This window comes from Pseudomonas cistanchae (assembly GCF_054483635.1).
This window is the reverse complement of sequence record NZ_JBTLWN010000006.1, coordinates 121,329-141,880: the sequence shown is the minus strand read 5'-3', so window position 1 is coordinate 141,880 and position 20,552 is coordinate 121,329. Positions and strand designations below refer to the sequence as shown.

The 20,552-nt window shown below is 63.6% G+C and carries 19 protein-coding genes; 11 read left to right on the top strand and 8 right to left on the bottom strand.

Annotation, left to right across the window (positions count from 1 at the left end):
• Nucleotides 1–7: 7 nt before the first annotated feature.
• Nucleotides 8–742, bottom strand: a complete 735-nt coding sequence (ompR, locus tag ACX0MV_RS17020) for an osmolarity response regulator transcription factor OmpR (protein WP_458983707.1) — start codon at nt 740–742, stop codon at nt 8–10.
• 221 nt (nt 743–963) lie between these two features.
• On the opposite strand from ompR, the gene ACX0MV_RS17015 reads away from it, so the two are divergent.
• From ACX0MV_RS17015 to rmf, 4 genes are all read left to right on the top strand, one after another.
• Nucleotides 964–3,288: a Tex family protein gene (locus ACX0MV_RS17015; protein WP_458983706.1), complete on the top strand. Its 2,325-nt coding sequence runs from the start codon at nt 964–966 to the stop codon at nt 3,286–3,288.
• A 2-nt stretch (nt 3,289–3,290) separates the two neighbouring features.
• A complete protein-coding gene (locus ACX0MV_RS17010; RefSeq protein ID WP_458983705.1) occupies nt 3,291–3,680 on the top strand; it encodes a PaaI family thioesterase in 390 nt (129 codons plus the stop codon).
• Nucleotides 3,681–3,854: 174 nt separating this feature from the next.
• A complete protein-coding gene (gshA, locus tag ACX0MV_RS17005) occupies nt 3,855–5,435 on the top strand; it encodes a glutamate--cysteine ligase (RefSeq protein WP_458983704.1) in 1,581 nt (526 codons plus the stop codon).
• Between the two features lie 110 nt (nt 5,436–5,545).
• Entirely contained in the window at nt 5,546–5,749 is a 204-nt protein-coding gene (rmf, locus tag ACX0MV_RS17000; protein ID WP_458983703.1) for a ribosome modulation factor, read from the top strand.
• A gap of 61 nt (nt 5,750–5,810) precedes the next feature.
• On the opposite strand, the gene argA is transcribed toward rmf, so the two are convergent.
• The 4 genes from argA to ACX0MV_RS16980 all read right to left on the bottom strand — a co-directional run bounded on the left by argA (nt 5,811) and on the right by ACX0MV_RS16980 (nt 10,453).
• Nucleotides 5,811–7,109, bottom strand: a complete 1,299-nt coding sequence (argA, locus tag ACX0MV_RS16995; RefSeq protein ID WP_458983702.1) for an amino-acid N-acetyltransferase — start codon at nt 7,107–7,109, stop codon at nt 5,811–5,813.
• Nucleotides 7,110–7,241: 132 nt separating this feature from the next.
• Nucleotides 7,242–8,396, bottom strand: coding sequence for an acetylornithine deacetylase (gene argE / locus ACX0MV_RS16990; RefSeq protein WP_458983701.1), 1,155 nt, complete (start codon nt 8,394–8,396; stop codon nt 7,242–7,244).
• Nucleotides 8,397–8,472: 76 nt separating this feature from the next.
• Complete coding sequence (locus tag ACX0MV_RS16985; protein WP_458983700.1) at nt 8,473–9,738, bottom strand: inorganic phosphate transporter; 1,266 nt, start codon at nt 9,736–9,738, stop codon at nt 8,473–8,475.
• Between the two features lie 37 nt (nt 9,739–9,775).
• On the bottom strand, nt 9,776–10,453 hold the full coding sequence (locus ACX0MV_RS16980; RefSeq protein ID WP_458983699.1) for a TIGR00153 family protein: 678 nt from the start codon (nt 10,451–10,453) through the stop codon (nt 9,776–9,778).
• Nucleotides 10,454–10,591: 138 nt separating this feature from the next.
• Here ACX0MV_RS16980 and ACX0MV_RS16975 point away from each other — a divergent pair, with 138 nt between their 5' ends.
• The 7 genes from ACX0MV_RS16975 (at nt 10,592) to ACX0MV_RS16945 (ending at nt 17,020) form a co-directional block, all read left to right on the top strand.
• Entirely contained in the window at nt 10,592–11,215 is a 624-nt protein-coding gene (locus tag ACX0MV_RS16975) for a serine O-acetyltransferase (RefSeq protein WP_458983698.1), read from the top strand.
• Nucleotides 11,208–12,572 (top strand): CYTH domain-containing protein, encoded by a 1,365-nt coding sequence (locus ACX0MV_RS16970; RefSeq protein ID WP_458983697.1) that lies wholly within the window; start codon nt 11,208–11,210, stop codon nt 12,570–12,572. Before ACX0MV_RS16975 ends, ACX0MV_RS16970 begins: the two co-directional genes overlap by 8 nt.
• A gap of 94 nt (nt 12,573–12,666) precedes the next feature.
• Complete coding sequence (gene tfpB / locus ACX0MV_RS16965) at nt 12,667–14,451, top strand: type IV pilus assembly ATPase TfpB (RefSeq protein ID WP_458983696.1); 1,785 nt, start codon at nt 12,667–12,669, stop codon at nt 14,449–14,451.
• Between the two features lie 192 nt (nt 14,452–14,643).
• Nucleotides 14,644–15,594 carry an SPFH domain-containing protein gene (locus ACX0MV_RS16960; RefSeq protein WP_458983695.1) on the top strand — a complete coding sequence of 317 codons (951 nt, stop codon included), beginning with the start codon at nt 14,644–14,646 and terminating at the stop codon, nt 15,592–15,594.
• A 3-nt stretch (nt 15,595–15,597) separates the two neighbouring features.
• Complete coding sequence (locus ACX0MV_RS16955; protein WP_458983694.1) at nt 15,598–16,047, top strand: NfeD family protein; 450 nt, start codon at nt 15,598–15,600, stop codon at nt 16,045–16,047.
• Nucleotides 16,044–16,649: a GNAT family N-acetyltransferase gene (locus ACX0MV_RS16950; RefSeq protein ID WP_458983693.1), complete on the top strand. Its 606-nt coding sequence runs from the start codon at nt 16,044–16,046 to the stop codon at nt 16,647–16,649. The genes ACX0MV_RS16955 and ACX0MV_RS16950 overlap by 4 nt, the downstream gene beginning before the upstream one ends.
• Nucleotides 16,650–16,717: 68 nt before the next feature.
• Nucleotides 16,718–17,020 carry a DUF2388 domain-containing protein gene (locus tag ACX0MV_RS16945; protein ID WP_458983692.1) on the top strand — a complete coding sequence of 101 codons (303 nt, stop codon included), beginning with the start codon at nt 16,718–16,720 and terminating at the stop codon, nt 17,018–17,020.
• Nucleotides 17,021–17,072: 52 nt separating this feature from the next.
• Here the strand turns inward: ACX0MV_RS16945 and gcvH are convergent, their stop codons facing one another.
• From gcvH to ACX0MV_RS16930, 3 genes are all read right to left on the bottom strand, one after another.
• Nucleotides 17,073–17,462: a glycine cleavage system protein GcvH gene (gcvH, locus tag ACX0MV_RS16940; RefSeq protein ID WP_458983691.1), complete on the bottom strand. Its 390-nt coding sequence runs from the start codon at nt 17,460–17,462 to the stop codon at nt 17,073–17,075.
• 81 nt (nt 17,463–17,543) lie between these two features.
• On the bottom strand, nt 17,544–18,641 hold the full coding sequence (gene gcvT, locus ACX0MV_RS16935; protein WP_458983690.1) for a glycine cleavage system aminomethyltransferase GcvT: 1,098 nt from the start codon (nt 18,639–18,641) through the stop codon (nt 17,544–17,546).
• A 206-nt stretch (nt 18,642–18,847) separates the two neighbouring features.
• A complete protein-coding gene (locus ACX0MV_RS16930; RefSeq protein ID WP_458983689.1) occupies nt 18,848–20,464 on the bottom strand; it encodes an ABC transporter permease in 1,617 nt (538 codons plus the stop codon).
• Nucleotides 20,465–20,552: the final 88 nt, after the last annotated feature.

The following is a 20,552-nucleotide window of genomic DNA, read 5'->3' as shown; positions in this document are numbered from 1 at the left end:
CTACTGGCTACTTGTTGCCATCCGGCACGAATACATAACCCACGCCCCAGACCGTCTGGATATAGCGCGGTTTGGACGGGTCCGGCTCGATCAGCCGGCGCAGGCGGGATATCTGCACGTCGATGGAGCGCTCCAGGGCATCCCACTCGCGGCCACGGGCCAGGTTCATCAGCTTGTCGCGGGTTAGCGGCTCGCGGGCGTGCTGCACCAGGGCCTTGAGCACGGCGAACTCACCAGTGGTGAGCATGTGCACTTCGTCGCCTTTCTTCAGCTCGCGGGTCGCCAGGGACAATTCGTACTCGCCGAAGCTGACGCTTTCGTCTTCGCTGCCCGGAGCACCCGGCACCACCGGCGTCTGGCGGCGCAGCACGGCCTTGATCCGTGCCAGCAGCTCGCGCGGGTTGAACGGCTTGGCCAGGTAATCGTCGGCGCCCAGTTCCAGCCCCTGGATCCGGCTGGCTTCGTCGCCCTTGGCCGTGAGCATGATGATCGGCACCTGGTTGTTCGCCGCACGCAAGCGGCGGCAGGCGGACAACCCGTCCTCGCCCGGCAGCATGAGGTCGAGCACCACCAGGTGGAACAGCTCGCGCGACAGCAGACGGTCCATCTGCTCGACGTTTTCCACCGCGCGGACGCGATATCCCTGCTCGTCGAAGAAGCGCTCAAGCAATCGCCGCAAGCGGGCGTCGTCGTCGACGACCAGGATTTTTTCGCCTTCAACCGGAAGTGCAGTGCTGCTCATAGGGGCTCCTTGACCAAGAATCTGCGGCATTCAGCGAATGCCTGCAGCTCCAACTGCCGCATTATGGCTCAGCGACCCATGCCGGCGTGGTGTCCATTGTTAGCAGATTTTTCCCCGGCTGCTGCGCAGCACGCCGTGCCACGGTGTTTATAATGCGCGGCGTTCTCGTCTGGCCCGCCGTCTGCGTGGCCGGTTTTTCGTTCCAGTGTGGATAGCTTTTTATGCTCAGCATCAACAACCGCATCGCCGAAGAGCTGGGCGTACGCCCGCAACAGGTCGCAGCCGCCGTGGCGTTGCTCGATGAAGGTTCGACCGTGCCTTTCATCGCTCGTTACCGTAAAGAAGTCACCGGCAGCCTGGACGATACGCAGTTGCGCACCCTGGAAGAGCGCCTGCGCTACCTGCGCGAGCTCGATGATCGCCGTGCCAGCATCCTCGCCAGCATCGAGGAACAGGGCAAGCTGACCCCGGAGTTGACCCGCGAAATCAACCTGGCCGACACCAAGACCCGCCTCGAAGACCTGTACCTGCCCTATAAGCAGAAGCGCCGCACCAAGGGCCAGATCGCCCTGGAAGCTGGCCTCGGCGAGCTGGCCGACGCACTGTTCGGCGACCCGACGCTGAACCCGGAAACCGAGGCCGCGCGCTTCATCGACGCCGAGAAAGGCTTCGCCGATAACAAGGCCGTGCTCGAAGGTGCCAAATACATCTTGATGGAGCGTTTCGCCGAAGACGCCACCCTGCTCAGCAACCTGCGCGGCTTCCTCAAGGACAACGCCACCCTCAGTGCCCGCGTGGTCGCCGGCAAGGAAGAGGAAGGCGCCAAGTTCCGCGATTACTTCGAGCACGACGAAAAGCTGAAAAGTGCCCCTTCGCACCGCGTTCTGGCGATTCTGCGGGGCCGCAACGAGGGTTTTCTCAGCGCCAGCCTGAAGGTCGGCGACGAAGCAGCCGGCAGCATGCACCCCTGCGAAGGCATGATCGCCGAGCGGTTCGACATCGCCAACCAGAACCGCGCGGCCGACAAGTGGCTTGCAGAGGTGGTGCGCTGGACCTGGAAGGTCAAGCTCTACACCCACCTGGAAACCGACCTGCTCGGCGAACTGCGCGAAGGCGCGGAAGACGAAGCCATTTCGGTATTCGCCCGCAACATGCATGACCTGCTGCTGGCCGCCCCGGCCGGCCCGCGCGCGACCCTGGGCCTCGACCCGGGCCTGCGCACCGGTTGCAAGGTCGCGGTGGTGGATGCCACTGGCAAGCTGCTCGACACTGCCACCGTCTACCCGCACGTGCCGAAAAACCAGTGGGACCAGACCATCGCCGTGCTCGCCGCGCTGTGCGCCAAGCATTCGGTCGACCTGATCGCCATCGGCAACGGCACCGCCAGCCGCGAAACCGACAAGCTGGCCGCCGAGCTGATCAAGAAATACCCCGGCCTGAACATGACCAAGGTGATGGTCAGCGAAGCCGGCGCCTCGGTGTATTCCGCTTCGGAACTGGCCGCCAAGGAATTCCCCGACCTCGACGTTTCCATTCGTGGCGCGGTGTCCATCGCCCGCCGCCTGCAAGACCCGCTGGCCGAACTGGTGAAGATCGACCCGAAATCCATCGGCGTCGGCCAATACCAGCATGACGTGTCCCAGCTCAAGCTGGCGCGCTCGCTCGATGCAGTGGTGGAAGACTGCGTGAATGCCGTCGGCGTCGATGTGAACACTGCCTCAGTGGCGCTGCTGGCGCGCATCTCCGGGCTTAACACGACCCTGGCGCAGAACATCGTTGCCCATCGCGACGCCCATGGCGCGTTCAAGACCCGCGACGCACTGAAGAAGGTGCCGCGCCTGGGTGACAAGACGTTCGAGCAAGCCGCCGGCTTCTTGCGCGTGATGAATGGCGAAAACCCGCTGGACGCCTCCGCCGTGCACCCGGAAACCTACCCGCTGGTGCAGCGCATCGCCGCCGATACAGGCCGTGATATCCGCTCGCTGATCGGCGATGCGAGCTTCCTCAAGCGCCTCGATCCGAAGAAGTTCACTGACGAAACCTTCGGCCTGGTGACCATCGGCGACATCCTCGCCGAACTCGAAAAACCGGGCCGCGACCCGCGCCCCGAGTTCAAGACCGCCGAATTCCAGGACGGTGTGGAAACCCTCAACGACCTCAAGCTGGGCATGATCCTCGAAGGCGTGGTGACCAACGTCACCAACTTCGGCGCCTTTGTCGATATCGGCGTGCACCAGGACGGCCTGGTGCATATCTCTGCGCTGTCGGAGAAATTCATCAAGGACCCGCACGAAGCGGTCAAGGCCGGCGATGTGGTCAAGGTCAAGGTGATGGAGGTGGATATCCCGCGTAACCGCATTGCCCTGTCGATGCGCATGGGCGACACCCCCGGCGAGAAGGTCGAAGGCGCACGCGGCGCGCCGCGTGGCGGACAAGCGCGGGGCAACGCGCCGCGCAGCGAACGTCACACCAGCCAGGACAAGCCGGCACCGGCCAACGCCGGCATGGCCGCGTTGTTCGCCAACGCCAAGCAGATGAGAAAGTAGCGATGAGCGAGGCCGCGGAGGCAATTGGCAAGAGCAGCGCCTTCGGCCGCCTGCTCGGCCTCGAGATCGTCAAGGCCGAGGGTGGCGAAGCCGTACTGCGCCTGAGCATGCACGACGGCCTGCGCAACCTGCACGGCAAGCTGCACGGCGGCGCGCTGTTTTCGCTGATCGATTCCGCCATGGGCCAGGCCAGCCACAGCCTGACCGACGGAGCCCCGAGCAGCGTCACCCTGGAATGCAAGATCAACTATATTCGCAGCGTCAGCGAAGGCGAGTTGCTCTGTCGCGCCTGGATGGTGCACAGCGGCCGGCGAACCCAGGTGATCGAAGCCGAGGTGCGCCAGGGCGAAAAACTGGTCGCCAAGGCGCAAGCGACCTTCGCCTGCGTATAACTGCCGGACGCGCAGCTGGGTTATAACTGGCAGCAATCAGCCAGCCGATCCAGGTAGCAAGATCAACAGCGTCGATGCAGGCATCACCTGCGCAGAAAGACGCTGTCGTTGCCCCTTGTAGACAGCCTGACCCACCCCCATATTGGGGCGACCGATGCGTGAAGGAATGCAATCTTGAGCGACCTGTTCTCCCGCCGCCTGGCCCTGCTCGGCGAGCGCGCCAACCTCTCCCTGCTTTCCCAATGCCTGCACGGTATCGAGCGTGAATGCCTGCGCGTGGACGGTGACGGCCAATTGGCGCTGACCGCGCACCCGATGGCGCTGGGCTCGGCGCTGACCCACCCGCAGATCACCACGGACTACTCCGAGTCACTGCTGGAGTTCATCACGCCGGCGCTGGCGGATGCGGCCGAAACCCTAGCCAGCCTCGACGATATCCATCGCTTCGCCTACAGCAAGCTCGATGGCGAATACCTGTGGAGCCCGTCGATGCCCGGCGCGCTGCCGGAGGAAGAACAGATCCCCATCGCCCGCTATGGCGATTCCCATATCGGCCGGCTCAAGTACGTGTACCGCAAGGGCCTGGCGCTTCGCTACGGCAAGACCATGCAGTGCATCGCCGGGATTCACTACAACTTCTCCCTGCCCGAGCAGCTCTGGCAGCTGCAGCAGCAGGCCGAGGGCGATACCAGCAGCGCGCGGGACTATCAGTCGGCGCGCTACATCGCCCTGATCCGCAACTTCCGCCGCTACAGCTGGCTGCTGATGTACCTGTTCGGTGCTTCGCCGGCGATCGATGCAGGATTCCTGCGCGGGCGCCCGCACCAGTTGCAGCAGCTCGACGCAGATACGCTCTACCTGCCTTACGCAACCAGCCTGCGGATGAGCGACCTGGGCTACCAGAGCAATGCCCAGGCCGGCCTGACGCCCTGCTACAACAACCTGGCCAGCTACACCGACAGCCTGCGCAAGGCCGTCGCCACGCCTTATCCGCCGTACGTCGAAGTGGGTAGCAAGAAAGACGGCGAATGGCTGCAGCTCAACACCAACGTGCTGCAGATCGAAAACGAGTATTACTCGAACATCCGCCCCAAGCGCGTGACCTACAGCGGCGAACGGCCGATCCAGGCGCTGATGGCCCGTGGCGTGCAGTACATCGAAGTTCGCTGCCTGGATATCAACCCGTTCCTGCCACTGGGCATCGACCTGAGCGAAGCGCGCTTCCTCGACGCGTTCCTGCTGTTCTGCGCCCTGCAGGACAGCCCGTTGCTGGAAAGCCGCGAATGCCACGCCTGCACCGACAACTTCCTCAGCGTGGTCAAGGAAGGACGCCGTCCCGGTTTGCAGCTGCAGCGCGGCGATGGCCCCGTAGCCTTGCAGACCTGGGCCCATGAACTGCTTGAGCAGATTCAGCCGCTGGCCGACCTGCTCGACCAGAGCCTGACGGGCGACGCCCATCAGCGTGCCCTGCAGGCGCAGCGCGCGAAAATCGAAGACCCTAACCTGACGCCATCGGCCCAGGTGCTGGCGCAGTTGCAGCAAGGCGAGAGTTTCAGCCAGTTCGCCCTGCGCCACAGCAAGGAGCACGCCCAGTATTTCCGCGACAAGCCGCTAAGCCAGGCGCAGCAGCTGGCATTCGAAGCAGCGGCGGCAAAGTCGCTGGCCGATCAGGTCGAGCTCGAGGCTGGCGAGGAAGGCGATTTCGACAGCTTCGCCGCTGCTTACCAGGCCAGTATTCTGGCCATGGCGGTATAGCGAGCCGCGTCACAGAAGCCGTCGGCGGTGTAAAAGGCAAGACCAACGGTTCAGACAGCCGGGCGAAGCAGGGCTAGCATGGATTGAGGAGATCAACACGAGCTACGCCCATGGAGTCCGACGTTCAACCCGATGATCATCAATGGAGCCTGGAAAGCCTCAACAAGGTCTACCAGCAGGGTTACATGGCCGGCCTGACGGGGCAGCCCAACGGCGGTCACGGCCACAGTGCAGCCGTGCTTGCCGCCGCCTGGGAAGCCGGCTGGGACGATGGGCGGGAGCAGCACCTGCTGCACAAGCAGAAAATCGCCTGATCAGCCCACCCATTTCCAACCTGCCGCTGGTTCGGACTTGAATGTCCCGAACCCATTCATCCTAGAGCGTCTTCTCGAACACCTGGGAATTGCGCTGAAAGTTGTACAGCGACGCCCTGGCCGCTGGCAGACGGTCAACGCTGCTTGGCACGAAGCCACGCTCGCGGAACCAGTGGGCGGTTCGTGTGGTAAGCACGAACAAGGTTTTCAGACCCTGGGCCCGCGCCCGCTCCTCGATTCTTTCTAGCAATTCATCACCGCGGCCGCCATGCCGGTAGGCCGGATTGACGGCCAGGCAGGCGAGTTCGCCGAAGTCCGAGTCGGCGATCTGGTACAGCGCCGCGCAGGCGATGATCAGGCCGTCGCGTTCGACGATGCTGAACTGGCCGATTTCGCGCTCCAGCACTTCCCGTGAACGCCGCACCAGAATGCCTTGCTCTTCGAGCGGGCTGATCAGCTCGATCAGGCCGCCCACATCGCCGATGTTCGCTTCGCGCAAGGATTCGAACTGTTCCTGATCGACCAGGGTACCGCCGCCATCACGGGTGAACAGTTCGGTCAGCAGCGAGCCATCGTCGGCATAACTGACCATGTGCGCGCGCTTCACCCCGGCACGGCAGGCCTGCGCCGCCGCGTCGAGCAGTTCCGCCTGGTAGCTGTTGCCCAGCCGCGCCAGGTACGCCGGCACCTGCTGAGGCCGCAGTTCGCGCACCAGCTTGCCCTCCTCGTCCAGCAGGCCGCGTTCGGCACCGAACAGCAGCAGCTTGTCGGCACCCAGCTCGATGGCCGCGCTGGTGGCGACGTCCTCGCAGGCCAGGTTGAAGATTTCCCCGGTCGGCGAGTACCCCAGCGGCGACAGCAACACGATGCTGCGCTCGTCGAGCAAGCGGCCGATGCCCTTGCGATCGATCCGGCGTACTTCGCCGGTGTGGTGATAATCGACCCCCTCGACCACTCCGATCGGCCGCGCGGTCACCAGATTGCCGCCGGCTACGCGCAGCCGCGAACCCTGCATCGGCGAGGCCGCCATGTCCATCGACAGGCGCGCTTCGATGGCGATCCGCAGCTGCCCGACTGCGTCGATCACGCACTCCAGGGTCGGGCCGTCGGTCACCCGCAGATCGCGGTAGAAATGCGGGGTCAGGCCGCGTGCATTCAGGCGCGCTTCGATCTGCGGCCGTGAGCCATGCACCAGCACCAGGCGCACGCCGAGGCTGTGCAGCAGCACCAGATCGTGAACGATATTGCCGAAATTCGGGTGTTCAACACCCTCCCCCGGCAACATCACCACAAAGGTGCAATCGCGATGGGCATTGATGTAGGGCGAAGCGTGGCGCAGCCAATTGACGTAGTCGTGCATGGTGAAGATAACCTATGAAAGTCGTAGAGCGCATGATGGGCGCGGCTAGGCGCCAGACGAACAGCCGGTGGCAGCGGATTTATCGTCGCAGTTGAAACAGCTTCACGCGTTCTCTCCTCCTGGCTTCACAGGTCATAGCGGGGCGGGATTCAGGCAGTAATGGTTGATCAGCTCACGTAGCAGACGCACGCTCGGTTCAAGGCGTGACATTTCCAGGTATTCGCCGGGCTGGTGCGCGCAATCGATATCGCCGGGCCCCAGAATCAGGGTCTCGCAGCCAAGCTGCTGAAGATAAGGCGCTTCGGTGGCAAATGCCACTGCCGCGGCGGCATGCCCGGTAAGACGTTCCGCCACCCGCACCAGTTCCGCGTCGGCGCGCTCCTCGAAGGGCGCCACGCTGGGGAACAGCGGTGCGAAGTCGATCGCGACCCGGTGCTGCTCGGCCAGCGGCTGCAGTTTCTGCCTGATCGCGGCGCGCAGCGCTTCCGTTTGCATGCCCGGCAGTGGGCGCAGATCAAACTCCAAGGAGCACTGACCGCAGATGCGGTTAGGGTTGTCGCCGCCGTGGATGCAGCCGAAATTCAGGGTCGGCTGCGGCACGCCGAATTGCGGGTTGTTGAATTCGCGCTGCCACTGCGCGCGCAGGTCGCGTAACGCGAGCATCACATCCTGCATTGCTTCCAAGGCGCTATGGCCAAGCGTCGGGTCGGAGGAGTGGCCGCTCTGCCCGAGGATGTCGATGCGCTCCATCATGATCCCCTTGTGCAGGCGGATCGGCTTCAGGCCCGTCGGCTCGCCGATCACCGCCGCACGCCCCAGCGGCCGTCCGGCAGCTGCCAGGGCGCGAGCGCCGGCCATGGAGCTTTCCTCATCACAGGTGGCGAGAACCAGCAGCGGCTGCCGGAAGCGCTGTTCCAGCAAGGGGCGCACCGCTTCGATGATCAGCGCGAAAAACCCCTTCATGTCGCAACTGCCGAGGCCGACCCAGCGGCCGTCGACCTCGGTGAGCTTGAGCGGATCGGTCTGCCACAACGCCGCATCGAAGGGCACGGTGTCGCTATGGCCGGCAAGCACCAGACCGCCTGGGCCACTGCCGTAGCTGGCGAGCAGGTTGAATTTGCCGGGAGAAACTTCCTGCACGTCGCAGGCGAAACCGAGATCGCCAAGCCAGTTGGCCAGCAACTGAATGACCGGGCGGTTGCTCTGGTCCCAATTGGCCTGGGTGCAACTCACCGAAGGCGCTGCAATCAGCGCGGCGAATTGTTCTTTGAAGGACGGCAGGTTCATCGACGATCTCCGCAAGCGAGGCCCATGATAGGGCCATCGCTCGCCGAGATGGAACCGCCAAGGACGGCGGTGCGACCTAGAGGAAGATGCCGCGCAGGATGTAGAAGAACAGAATCGACAGGCCGGCGCCTGCCGGCAGGGTGATCAGCCAGGACATGAAGATCGAACCGATCACGCCCAGGTTCAGCGCCCCGATACCACGAGCGATACCGATACCCAGCACCGCGCCAACCAGGGTATGGGTGGTCGAAACCGGCAGGCCGATGGCCGATGCGCTCACGACCGTGGTGGCGGTCGCCAGTTCGGCGGCGAAACCACGGCTGGGGGTCAGTTCGGTGATTTCCTTACCGATGGTGGCGATCACCTTGTAGCCATAGGTGGCCAGGCCGATAACGATACCCACGGCGCCCAGCAGCAGAACCCAGCCCGGCACTGCGGACTTGGCGCCAATGGTGAGATCACCGCCCGACTGGATCACGCCGACAATCGCTGCCAGCGGCCCGACCGCGTTGGCAACATCGTTGGCGCCGTGGGCGAAGGCCATGGAGCAAGCCGTGAAGACCATCAATACCGCGAAGACCTTTTCCACGCTGGCGTAATGGAAATCCTTGTCGGCCTCGACGTCGATCTTGATCCGGCTCAGCAGTGCGATGCCCAGCAGCATGACCAGCGCACCGACACCGGCGGCCAGCAGCAGGCTCTGATTGCTGTTGAGCTCCAGGCCAATGTGCTTGAGGCCTTTGGTCAGCGTCATGATCGCCACCATGAAACCGGTGGCAAACATGTACAGCGGCACGAAGCGCTTGGCGTTGAGGAAGGGGTTGTCGGTGTTGATGATCAGCTTCTGCACGCTCATGAACAGGCCGAACGCGACCAGCCCGGAGAGCACAGGGGTTACCACCCAGCTGGCGACGATCGGGCCAACCGCCGACCACTGCACGGCCTCCACCGAGACACCGACGGCGGCGAAACCGATGACCGCGCCGACGATCGAGTGGGTGGTGGATACCGGCCAGCCGCGGCTGGTGGCGATCAATAGCCAGGTACCGGCTGCCAGCAACGCCGACATCATGCCCAGCACCATCAGGTCAGGCGTTATCGCCTCGGCATCGACGATGCCGTTCTTGATGGTTTCGGTCACTTCGCCGCCGGCCAGGTAAGCGCCACAGAACTCGAAGATCATGGCGATGAAGATCGCCTGCTTGATGGTCAGCGCACGGGAACCGACCGAGGTGCCCATGGCGTTCGCCACGTCATTGGCACCCACGCCCCAGGCCATGAAAAAACCGAATAGGCAAGCCAGTACCAGGAGTACGAAGCCGTAGTCCGCAATCAAAGACATAAATAAATTCCGTTGATCCCAGAAAGGACACTGGCGCCTAGCGCGCCAGCAGTTGTTCCAGTCGGTTGCCCACACGCTGGGCACGGTCGGCGACATCGCCAATCCACTCGATGATCTGATAGAGGAACATCACATCGATGGGCGGCAGTTCCTTCTCGAGCTTGAACAGCTGGCGACGCACGTCGATCTGCAAGCGGTCGGTATCTTCCTCGATATCGTCCAGCTCCATGATCATGGTCTCGACCAGCGTTGCCTCGCGGCCGGCAAAGCCGGTTTCGAGCAAGGAGTCCAGCTCCTTCATTGCCTTCAGCGCCTGGGCGCTGGCGTCCACGGTGCGCTGTACATACGGCCGCATCAGCGCTTGCAAGCCGGGTGGAATCGTCATGCAGCGGCCCAGCATCAGGCCGGCGATGTCCTTGGCGCGGTTGGCTATTTTGTCCTGTACACTCAGCAGCTCGAGCAGATCCGAGCGCGGTACCGGTAGAAACAGGCTCTTCGGGAGGTGCAAACGCACGCTCTTCTTGAGCTTGTCAGCCTCCTTCTCCAGACGCACCATCTCCTGCTGCACCTGCTCCACCTCAGCCCAGTTCTCGGCCATCACGGCGTCGAAGAAGGGCACGAGATTCGCCGCGCACTCATGAGCCTTGGCGATATGCTGCTGCATAGGGCCAATAGGCGAGCGGCCGAACAGGCTGACAAAGGGATTGATTGGCATAGGGTGAACCCTGGTTTTGGAAAGGCGGCAAGTATACGGCCCGCTCCCAGGGCTCGCCAGCGCAGGTCATCGAACTGTCACATTTCACGCTTGGCGTTCAGCGATAAACGCCCGGCAGACGATACAGAGGGTCGCTACATGACATTCGCGCAGTTGAAGCGCTACTGGCATATCGAACTGCTCGGTGGCGAGCACAAGCGCTTTTCCTGGCGACGGCTGCTGGTCAAGTACCGCCAGCGGTCACGTTATCGCTACTTGTTCTGGTACCGGTTCGCCCAGTTTCTCGATCAGTCGGGCTCACGCTTCTGGCGTAACCGCGCCCGCCGCCTCAGCGACCGTATCAGCGAGCGATTCGGCATCGAAATCCCCCTGCAAACGCAGATCGGCGAGGGCCTGTTCATTCCCCACCCGGTGGGCATCGTGATCACGCGCAAGGCGATCATCGGCAAGAATTTCAGCATTTTCCAGAACACCACCATCGGCCAGCGCGACGACGACGGCGGGCCCATCGTGATTGGCGACAACGTCAGCGTGGGGGCGAACGCCTGTATCATCGGCGACGGTCTGCGCATCGGCGATGGTGCGACCATCGCCGCCGCTTCATTCGTCAACAAGGACGTGCCCGAGCGGCACACCCACATCACCCAGCATGTTTCCCGGCTGGCCGAAAACACGGCCCGCCACTCGCCGATCAGCACTCCGCATTCACGCCGCGCTCAATCGGCTGAAATCGCACATCAAAATGTAGATACCGATGAATAAAGAAACCGAAATCAAACTGCGGGTCAGCCAGCAAACCCTCGCGGCGCTGCGTGACCATCCGTTGCTGAAGAAGCGCAACAAGAATGGCTGGGAGCAACGCGATCTGCTCAACCAGTACTTCGACACCCCCGCGCGCGACCTGGCCAACGCCAAGGTCGCCCTGCGCCTGCGCCGTGATGGCGACCAGGTCATCCAGACCCTGAAGAGCCGCGGCCAGAGCGTTGCGGGACTCTCCGAGCGCAACGAGTGGGACTGGTACCTGAGCGGCGCCGAGCTGGACCTGAGCAAGCTCGACGACAGCTGCTGGCCAGCCGCGCTGGCGGATCTCGACAAGAGCCTGCTGCAGCCGATCTTCACCACCGACTTCGTGCGCCAGCGCGCCGACATCGCCTGGGGCCGCGGCAAAGCCAAGGTGCAAATCGAAGCGGCGCTGGACCTGGGCAAGGTCATCGCCAATGGCCAGGAAGAGCCGATCTGCGAGCTGGAACTGGAGCTGCGCCAGGGCGAACCCGACGCGCTGCTGGAACTGGCTGCAGAGTTGGCCGCCGACCTGCCATTGATGCCATGCGATATCAGCAAAGCCGAGCGCGGTTATCGCCTGTTCGACGCCAGCAGCTATGCGCTCAATCTGCCAACACCTGCGCTGACGGCCGAGCACAGCCTGGATGACAGCTTCGCCGCTCTGGCCTGGCACCTGCTCGCCAGCAGCCAGCGCCTGGCCGAGCAATACCGTTTCAACGGTCACTGGCGCCTGCTGAGCGACTGGCTTGAGCAACTGATTGGCCTGCGCGCGTTGATTACCAGCCTCGGCCAAGCGGCGCCGCGCAGCAGCAGCAGCGACCTGCGCCAGCTTCTCGATGGCCTGCTCGCTGACTGGCGGCCACGGGTGCTCGCCGGCCAGACCGAGGAGTCGATGCGCCAGGCCGCGCCGGCGCTGTTCGCAGCTGAACTGGAAAACACCCGCTGGGGTCAGTTTTCGCTGAATAGTTCGCGCTGGCTGCTCGCCCGTGACTGGACCGCTGCGCGCAACAACCGCGGCAACCGACAGGGCGCCGCACCGCTGGGCAACTGGCTGGCGACCCTGATCAAGGAAGAAGGTCAGGCCCTGCAACTGGTGCGCTACCAGCAACAGCCCGAAGACCTGGCTGAACAACTGCCGCGCATCGAGCGCTTGCTGATCTGGCTGCGCCTGGCCCGTGACGTGCTCGACGTGCCGGAAGTCGATCGCCTGTACGGTGAACTGAGCAAGCTCGGCGAACTGGCCCACCGCCCGATTGACCCCGAGTTGCTGGCCGCGCGGCAGGCACAGGCACAGACCGTGGCCTCGCTGAAAGCCTGGAGAACGCTGCTCAAGTAAGGCCACGGCCAGCGCGTTTTATGCGGTGGCACGCAGCAGTTTTCCGCGTGCCGCTCTAAGCTTGCCGCTTACCGCCCGATTCGCAAGGAGTCCCATGTCTGCATTAGCCTCGAACGCCCCTGATCGTCTGCTGGATTTCAACGACCTGTTGCGCGAGCTGGTCGCCCAGGGACGAGTCGCTCAGGACAACGCCGAGCAATGCCTGACCATTCGCCGTAGCGCGGTGAACAATCAGCAGCACCCCTTGGAGTTTCTCGCGGCCCAGCAACTGGACGACCTCAGCCGGCCCGGCAAGAAACTCGACCTGGAATACCTCACCGTATGGCTTGCCGAATTTACCGGCCAGCCTTATCTGCGTATTGACCCGCTGAAAATCGACGTTGCGGCGATCACGCCGCTGATGTCCTACGCATTCGCCCAACGCCACAAGATCCTCGCGGTGGCGGTGGACAGCGAGAGCGTCACCATTGCCAGCGCCCAGCCGCTGATGCGCAGCTGGGAAGCCAACCTGACCCATGTGCTGAAGCGGCCCATCAAGCGCGTGGTCGCCAATCCGCTGGATATCCAACGTTTCACCGTGGAGTTCTATCGCCTGGCCAAGTCGGTTACCGGCGCCAGCGCGGGGGATACCAAGGTCAGCGGAGTCGGCAACTTCGAACAACTGCTCAACCTCGGCGCTCAGGATCAGGAGCCGGACGCCAACGACGCGCATATCGTCAATATCGTCGATTGGCTGTTCCAGTACGCCTTCCAGCAGCGCGCCAGCGATATCCATATCGAGCCGCGCCGCGAGCAGGGCAGCGTGCGCTTTCGCATCGACGGCGTGCTGCACACGGTCTATCAATTCCCGCCCCAGGTGACCATGGCCATCGTCAGCCGCCTGAAAAGCCTGGGGCGAATGAACGTCGCGGAAAAGCGCAAGCCGCAGGACGGCCGGGTCAAGACCAAGACTCCGGATGGCGGCGAAGTCGAGCTGCGCCTGTCGACCCTGCCCACCGCGTTCGGCGAAAAGATGGTGATGCGGATTTTCGACCCGGAAGTGTTGCTGAAAAGCTTCGACCAGTTGGGATTCTCCCCCGACGACCTGAAGCGCTGGACGACCATGACCGGGCAGCCGAACGGCATCGTTCTGGTGACCGGCCCGACCGGCTCGGGCAAGACCACCACGCTGTATACCACGCTCAAGCAGCTGGCCACCGACGAGGTAAACGTCTGCACCATCGAAGACCCGATCGAGATGATCGAGAGCGCCTTCAACCAGATGCAGGTGCAGAACAACATCGACCTGACCTTCGCCAGCGGTGTACGCGCCCTGATGCGGCAGGACCCGGACATCATCATGGTCGGTGAGATCCGTGACCTGGAAACCGCTGAAATGGCGATCCAGGCGGCGCTGACCGGTCACCTGGTGCTCTCAACCCTGCACACCAATGACGCACCCAGTGCCATCACCCGCCTGCTTGAACTTGGCGTGCCACATTACCTGCTCAAGGCGACGTTGCTCGGGGTCATGGCCCAGCGCCTGGTACGCACCCTGTGCCCCCACTGCAAGGCGCCCCATGAAATCAGCGAGGACGACTGGCAGAGCCTGACAAAACCCTGGAGCTCGCCGCCGCCAACCGGTGCGCACCGCGCCGTGGGTTGTCTGGAGTGCCGGGATACCGGCTACCGGGGGCGCGCCGGGGTGTACGAGATCATGGTGCTCAACGACGGGCTGAAGCCGATGATTACGGCCGATACCGATCTGATTTCCTTGCGCCGTCACGCGTTTAAGGAAGGTATGCGCAGCCTAAGGCTATCTGGCGCACAGAAAGTTGCCGCCGGACTCACTACCATTGAGGAAGTGCTGCGCGTCACCCCGCAAAGCGAGCAGAAGTGAGCCACGCCGTCTCGGCGTCTGCGCAGCAATAACGCCACTTTTGCGCTTTACTCTAGCCATCCGTACCCGCTTCGCTCGACCGACCTGAACCAGGCCGGCCGCGGCCCCGAGTCCGGCTGTGGCTGCCGGGACAAATGACTGCAGCACACCCAACTCGCACAACAGGCGTTACCCACGGATATGGAGTCTTTAATGGAAATCGGCAGCGTCATCTTTCTGTTCGTCGGCCTGGCAGTCGCTGTGGTCTTCATGGGGTTCAAGGTCGTACCGCAGGGGTCCGAATGGACAGTGGAGCGCTTCGGCCGTTACACCAACACGCTCAAGCCAGGCCTGAACATCATCGTGCCGGTGATGGACCGCATCGGCCGCAAGCTCAATGTCATGGAAAGCGTGCTGGATATCGAGCCGCAGGAAGTCATCACCGCCGACAACGCCACCGTGCAGATCGACGCCGTGTGCTTCTTCCAGGTGATCAATGCGGCCCAGGCCGCTTACGAGGTGAACAACCTCGAGCACGCGATCCGCAACCTGGTGATGACCAACATCCGCACCGTGCTCGGCTCCATGGAGCTGGACGCCATGCTTAGCCAGCGCGACGGCATCAACGAGCGACTGCTCAAGACCGTCGACGAAGCCACTGCCCCCTGGGGCATCAAGATCACCCGTATCGAAATCAAGGACATCAGCCCGCCGGCCGACCTGATGGCGGCCATGTCCGGGCAGATGAAAGCCGAGCGGATCAAGCGTGCGCAGATTCTCGAAGCCGAGGGCTTGCGCGCGGCTGCCATCCTCACCGCCGAAGGCAAGAAGCAGGCGCAGATTCTCGAGGCCGAGGGCCAGCGTCAGGCAGCCTTCCTCGAAGCCGAAGCCCGCGAGCGCGCTGCCGGCGCCGAAGCTGAAGCGACTCGGGTGGTCTCCGAAGCCATCGCCAGCGGCAACGTGCAGGCGGTCAATTACTTCGTCGCGCAAAAGTACATCGATGCCCTCGGCCATCTGGCCAGCGCCAACAACAGCAAGGTGATCCTCATGCCGCTGGAAGCCAGCCAGATGATCGGTTCGATAGGCGGCATCGGCGAAATCGTCAAAGCCACCTTCGGCGGCAGTGCCGTCACTGGCCCCGTCTCCGGCGAGCGGAAGGGTTAAGCGATGTGGGATTACCTGCAACACCTGTCCTTCTGGAACTGGCTGGCATTCGGCACGCTGATGCTGATCCTCGAAGTATTCGGCGCAGGCGGCTACCTGCTGTGGATCGGCATTGCCGCAGCCAGTGTTGGCGTGCTGACGTTCCTGTTCCCGGAGCTACCCTGGGCATGGCAGTTCATCCTGTTCGCCGTGTTCTCGGTGCTCACCGCCGTTTACTGGTGGCGCCGCCAGCGCACGGCCGAGAAGCCGTCCGACCAACCCGGCTTGAATCGCCGCGGCAGCGAACTGCTCGGCCGCCAGTTCACCCTGCATGAAGCGATCAACGGCGGGCGCGGCAAGATCAAGGCGGGCGATTCGCTCTGGCTGGTCAGCGGACCTGAGCTGCCCGCCGGCAGTGCGGTCAGGGTCGTTGGCCAGGACGGCGTCATTCTGCACGTCGAAGCCGTAGCTTGACCGACCTGCACCTGGCGCCGCTGCCAGCGGCGCAGGATGCGGACGCGCTGGATCTGCTGGACCTCACCTTCGCCACCGACCCCAGCCTGGGCTGGTACCTGTTCGCCGAGCGCACCGGCTACGCCAAGCGTCGTCACGCCTATCTGGTGTCCTATCAGCGTTTTCACCGTGACAACCAGATGCCCACGCTGGCCGTCTGGCAGGCGCAGCGCCTGGTCGGCGTCTGCTACTACAGCCTCGCCGGGCAGCAGCCCAGCGCAGCGAGTGTGCAGCGCATTGGCCAGGCGATCAGTCGCTATTGTGGCGATGATTGTCTGGCTCGCCTGGATCGGCTGCTCGCCGGCTTCGATGCTCACATCGACGCGCGCTGCGCACGCATCGAATTCATTGCCATCGCGCCCGACCAGCAGGGCCGCGGCCTGGGCAGCGTGCTGCTCAGCCAATGCCTCGTGCAGCTGAAGGCGCAAGGGTGTCGCAACGTGGCGCTGGAGACCGCGGTGTCGCGCAATCTGCCGTTCTATCGACGCCATGGTTTGCTCCAGACCGGCGGCCTGCAGATTGATGGGCTGTACCAGCACTACTTGCAGAGCAGCGGCGAATAACCCAGACCTGGAACCTCGTGCGCAGGCCGGACTCCCATTTAGTAGACCCAGCCAAAGGAGTCATCGCCATGCGTCGTACCTACCTGCTGATCCTAACGCTCTACGCAGCCGCGCCGACCTTCGCCGCCGACTGGCGCGACATTCTGTCATCCGGAGCGACTACCGCCTCCACCTACATGACCTTCAAGGACAACAAACTGATGGTTCCGGCGCGCGATGAGGCGAGTGCCTTCGTCGCCAGCGATGGCCTGGTGCGCGGGCCTTATCTGGAGGCGACGCTGCAGCGCCTGCGCGCTGAACACCCGCAGATGCAGGCCTCTGATATCGAACTGGCCAGCGCGATTCTGGCGGCGGAACCGCAGGCAAAATAAAGGGCGGCCAAGCCGCCCTGAATCACCACGCTGTACGCAGCAGGTCTGCAGATCACGCGTCGCTGTCGGCTGCACTTTTGTAGGCCGCGGCATCCAGCAGCTTGTCCAGTTCGGCTGGATTCTGCGGCTTGAGCTTGAAGAACCAGCTGCCGTAAGGGTCGCTGTTGACGCTTTCCGGGCTGTCGCTGAGGCCTTCGTTGATCGCGATCACTTCGCCGCCGACGGGCGAGTAGATATCGGAAGCGGCCTTCACCGATTCCACCACACCCGCTTCCTGACCTGCGGCCAGCGTCTTGCCGACTTCCGGCAACTCAATGAAGACGACATCACCCAAAGCTTCCTGGGCATGATCGGAAATACCTACGGTAACGCTGCCATCGGCTTCCAGGCGCGCCCACTCGTGGCTGGCGGCGTAACGCAGATCGGCGGGGATAGTGCTCATTGTCGTTCCTCTCAGGACAGGACGGCGACCGCGCCGTCAGGAAAATTTAGCAGGGCTTTAAAGAATCGTGACATCGGCGCTTCAGATCAGCGCCTTGCCGTGGCGTACGAAGGTCGGCTTGACCACCCGTACCGGGTACCACTTGCCGCGAATTTCCACCTCGGCGCGCTCGCCGGTTGCAGCTGGGACCCGCGCCAGGGCGATGGATTTGCTGAGGGTGGGGGAAAAGCTGCCGCTGGTGATCTCACCTTCACCCACGCCGTCGACCCGCACCACCTGGTGGGCGCGCAAGACGCCACGCTCCTCAAGCACCAGCCCGACCAGCTTGGCCTGGCCACCGCGCGCCTTCTGCGCCGCCAGTGCATCGCGGCCGACGAACCGCCGTACGGCCGGCTCCCAGGCTACCGTCCAGCCCATATTGGCTGCCAAGGGCGATACCTGTTCGTCCATGTCCTGGCCATACAGGTTCATGCCCGCTTCCAGGCGCAGGGTGTCGCGCGCGCCAAGGCCGATCGGTGAAATACCGGCGCCGACCAGGTCGTTGAAAAAACCCACCGCTTGATCGACAGGCAGCATGATTTCCAGACCGTCCTCGCCGGTATAGCCGGTGCGGGCGATAAACCAGTCGCCCTCAGCTAACCCCTGGAAAGGTTTCAGGTCATGGATCAAGGTGGCGCGGGCCTGGGTGACCAGCTCGGCAGTCTTGCTGCGCGCACGCGGGCCCTGGATTGCCAGCAGTGCGAGGTCGCTGCGCTCGCTCAGCTCGACGGCGAATTCGGCCGCTTGCTGTTGCATCCAGGCCAGGTCTTTGGCGCGGGTCGCAGCGTTTACCACCAGTCGATAATCGGCCTGGCCCTGCCCCACATCGCCGAGATAGACGATAAGGTCGTCGACCACCCCGCCCCGGTCGTTGAGCATCGCACTGTAGAGCGCCTTGCCCGGGCCGTTCAGGCGTTCGACATCGTTGGCCAGCAGATGCTGCAGATAGACTTTGGCCTGCGGGCCTGCCACATCCACGACGGTCATGTGGGAGACGTCGAACACGCCGCAGTCGCGGCGGACCTGATGGTGTTCCTCGACCTGGGAGCCGTAATGCAGCGGCATGTCCCATCCGCCGAAATCGACCATCTTGGCGCCCAGTGCAAGGTGCAGGTCATAGAGCGGTGTGCGCTGTCCCATGGGTGTCTCCTTCCGGGCGTGACAGAGCGGCGGCGAGCGCTGGACCCGGCTGAACCTGCCAAGGCAGGGACTGGCACGGGTTGTCAAATGACGCGCCGCAGCGAATGGCGCGCATTGTAGCCGCAAGGTGGAGACGGGTCATCCCGACAAACGTGTGCCCATGTGGCTGGCGATGCCGGCGCCGAACCTCGACGGCAGCACTGCCGTCAGCCGATCCGCCGCGCCGAGCGACGAATCAGCAGGATCACCGGCAACAAACCGACCACCACCAGACTCAGCGCCGGCAGGGCCGCGCGCGCCCATTCGCCCTCGCTGGTCATCTCGAACACGCGCACCGACAAGGTATCCCAGCCGAAAGGACGCATCAGCAGCGTTGCCGGCATTTCCTTGAGCACGTCGACGAACACCAGCAGTGCTGCGGACAGTGCGCCGGGCACCAGCAGCGGCAAGTAGACCTTGAAGAACAGGCTGATACCGCCGACGCCGAGGCTGCGAGAAGCCTCCGGTAACGATGGCCGAATTCGCGCCAGGCTGTTTTCCAAAGGCCCGTAGGCAACGGCCATGAAGCGGATCAGGTAGGCCAGCAGCAAAGCCGACAGGCTGCCGAGCAACAGCGGCTTGCCTGCACCGCCCAACCAGCTCGACAACGGAATCACCAGTTCGCGGTCGAGGTAGCTGAAGGCCAGCATGATGGCCACCGCCAGCATTGAACCCGGCAGCGCGTAGCCGAGGTTGGCCAGCCCCACCGTCGAACGCATTACCCGGGTCGGCGCCAGGCGTCGGGCGAATGCCAGCAGCAGCGCCGCGCTGACCGTGATCAGCGCGGCCATGCTGCCCAGGTACAGGGTGTGCAGAATCAGCGCGCTGTATCGTTCGTCCAGATCGAAACGCCCGCGCTGCCAGAACCATACCAGCAACTGCAGCATCGGGATCACGAAGCCGCAGGCAAACACCAGCCCACACCAGGCGCTCGCGGCCAGGGCGCGACCACCCCTGAGGTGATACAGCGCCTTACCCCGCGGCCGTTCATTGACCGGGCGTACCGCGCCGCGCGCTCGGCGCTCGCCGTACAGCACCAGCATCACCGCCAGCAGCAGCAGGCTCGCCAACTGGGTTGCACTGGTGAGGCTGTAGAAGCCGTACCAGGTCTTGTAGATGGCGGTGGTGAAGGTATCGAAATTGAACACCGACACCGCGCCGAAATCAGCCAGGGTTTCCATGATCGCCAACGCCAGCCCAGCACCGATCGCCGGGCGTGCCATCGGCAGCGCAACGCGCCAGAACGCCTGCCACGGGCTCAACCCAAGTACCCGCGCCGCTTCCATCAGGCCTTTGCCCTGTGCGAGAAACGCATTGCGTGCCAGCAGATAGACATAGGGATAGAACACCAGCACCAGAACGACGACCACCCCGCCGCTGGAGCGCACACTGGGTACACGCAGGCTGTTGCCGAACCAGTCGCGCAACAGGCTTTGCACCGGCCCGGCGAAGTCGAGCAGGCCGACGAAGACGAACGCCAGCACATAGGCGGGAATCGCAAATGGCAGCATCAGCGCCCAGTCCAGCCAACGCCGGCCGGGGAACTCGCACAGGCTGGTGAGCCACGCCAGGCTGACGCCCAGCAGGGTGACGCCAATGGCAACGCCCGTCACCAGCAACAACGTATTGCCGATCAGCCGCAGCAGCTGGGTCTGCCACAGGTGCGCCCAAATCTGCCGGTCAATGTCATGCCAACTGACCAGCAATACACTGATCGGCAACAACACCAGCAACGCAAGGGCGAACGCGATGGGATACCAGCGACGCTGGGCAGGGTGGGCCACGCAAAATCCTCAGGACACAAACACAACGCCCCGGAGCTGAGCCGGGGCGTCGAGTATAACGGCAGACCTAGCCGGCTTGAGCGATACC

What these genes read in the sequence shown, in the direction of transcription:
- ompR (WP_458983707.1), bottom strand. Translation starts at nt 742, where the DNA reads ATGAGCAGCACTGCACTTCCGGTTGAAGGCGAAAAAATCCTGGTCGTC.
- ACX0MV_RS17015 (WP_458983706.1), top strand. Translation starts at nt 964, where the DNA reads ATGCTCAGCATCAACAACCGCATCGCCGAAGAGCTGGGCGTACGCCCG.
- ACX0MV_RS17010 (WP_458983705.1), top strand. Translation starts at nt 3,291, where the DNA reads ATGAGCGAGGCCGCGGAGGCAATTGGCAAGAGCAGCGCCTTCGGCCGC.
- rmf (WP_458983703.1), top strand. Translation starts at nt 5,546, where the DNA reads ATGGAGTCCGACGTTCAACCCGATGATCATCAATGGAGCCTGGAAAGC.
- argA (WP_458983702.1), bottom strand. Translation starts at nt 7,109, where the DNA reads ATGCACGACTACGTCAATTGGCTGCGCCACGCTTCGCCCTACATCAAT.
- argE (WP_458983701.1), bottom strand. Translation starts at nt 8,396, where the DNA reads ATGAACCTGCCGTCCTTCAAAGAACAATTCGCCGCGCTGATTGCAGCG.
- ACX0MV_RS16985 (WP_458983700.1), bottom strand. Translation starts at nt 9,738, where the DNA reads ATGTCTTTGATTGCGGACTACGGCTTCGTACTCCTGGTACTGGCTTGC.
- ACX0MV_RS16980 (WP_458983699.1), bottom strand. Translation starts at nt 10,453, where the DNA reads ATGCCAATCAATCCCTTTGTCAGCCTGTTCGGCCGCTCGCCTATTGGC.
- ACX0MV_RS16975 (WP_458983698.1), top strand. Translation starts at nt 10,592, where the DNA reads ATGACATTCGCGCAGTTGAAGCGCTACTGGCATATCGAACTGCTCGGT.
- ACX0MV_RS16970 (WP_458983697.1), top strand. Translation starts at nt 11,208, where the DNA reads ATGAATAAAGAAACCGAAATCAAACTGCGGGTCAGCCAGCAAACCCTC.
- tfpB (WP_458983696.1), top strand. Translation starts at nt 12,667, where the DNA reads ATGTCTGCATTAGCCTCGAACGCCCCTGATCGTCTGCTGGATTTCAAC.
- ACX0MV_RS16960 (WP_458983695.1), top strand. Translation starts at nt 14,644, where the DNA reads ATGGAAATCGGCAGCGTCATCTTTCTGTTCGTCGGCCTGGCAGTCGCT.
- ACX0MV_RS16955 (WP_458983694.1), top strand. Translation starts at nt 15,598, where the DNA reads ATGTGGGATTACCTGCAACACCTGTCCTTCTGGAACTGGCTGGCATTC.
- ACX0MV_RS16945 (WP_458983692.1), top strand. Translation starts at nt 16,718, where the DNA reads ATGCGTCGTACCTACCTGCTGATCCTAACGCTCTACGCAGCCGCGCCG.
- gcvH (WP_458983691.1), bottom strand. Translation starts at nt 17,462, where the DNA reads ATGAGCACTATCCCCGCCGATCTGCGTTACGCCGCCAGCCACGAGTGG.
- gcvT (WP_458983690.1), bottom strand. Translation starts at nt 18,641, where the DNA reads ATGGGACAGCGCACACCGCTCTATGACCTGCACCTTGCACTGGGCGCC.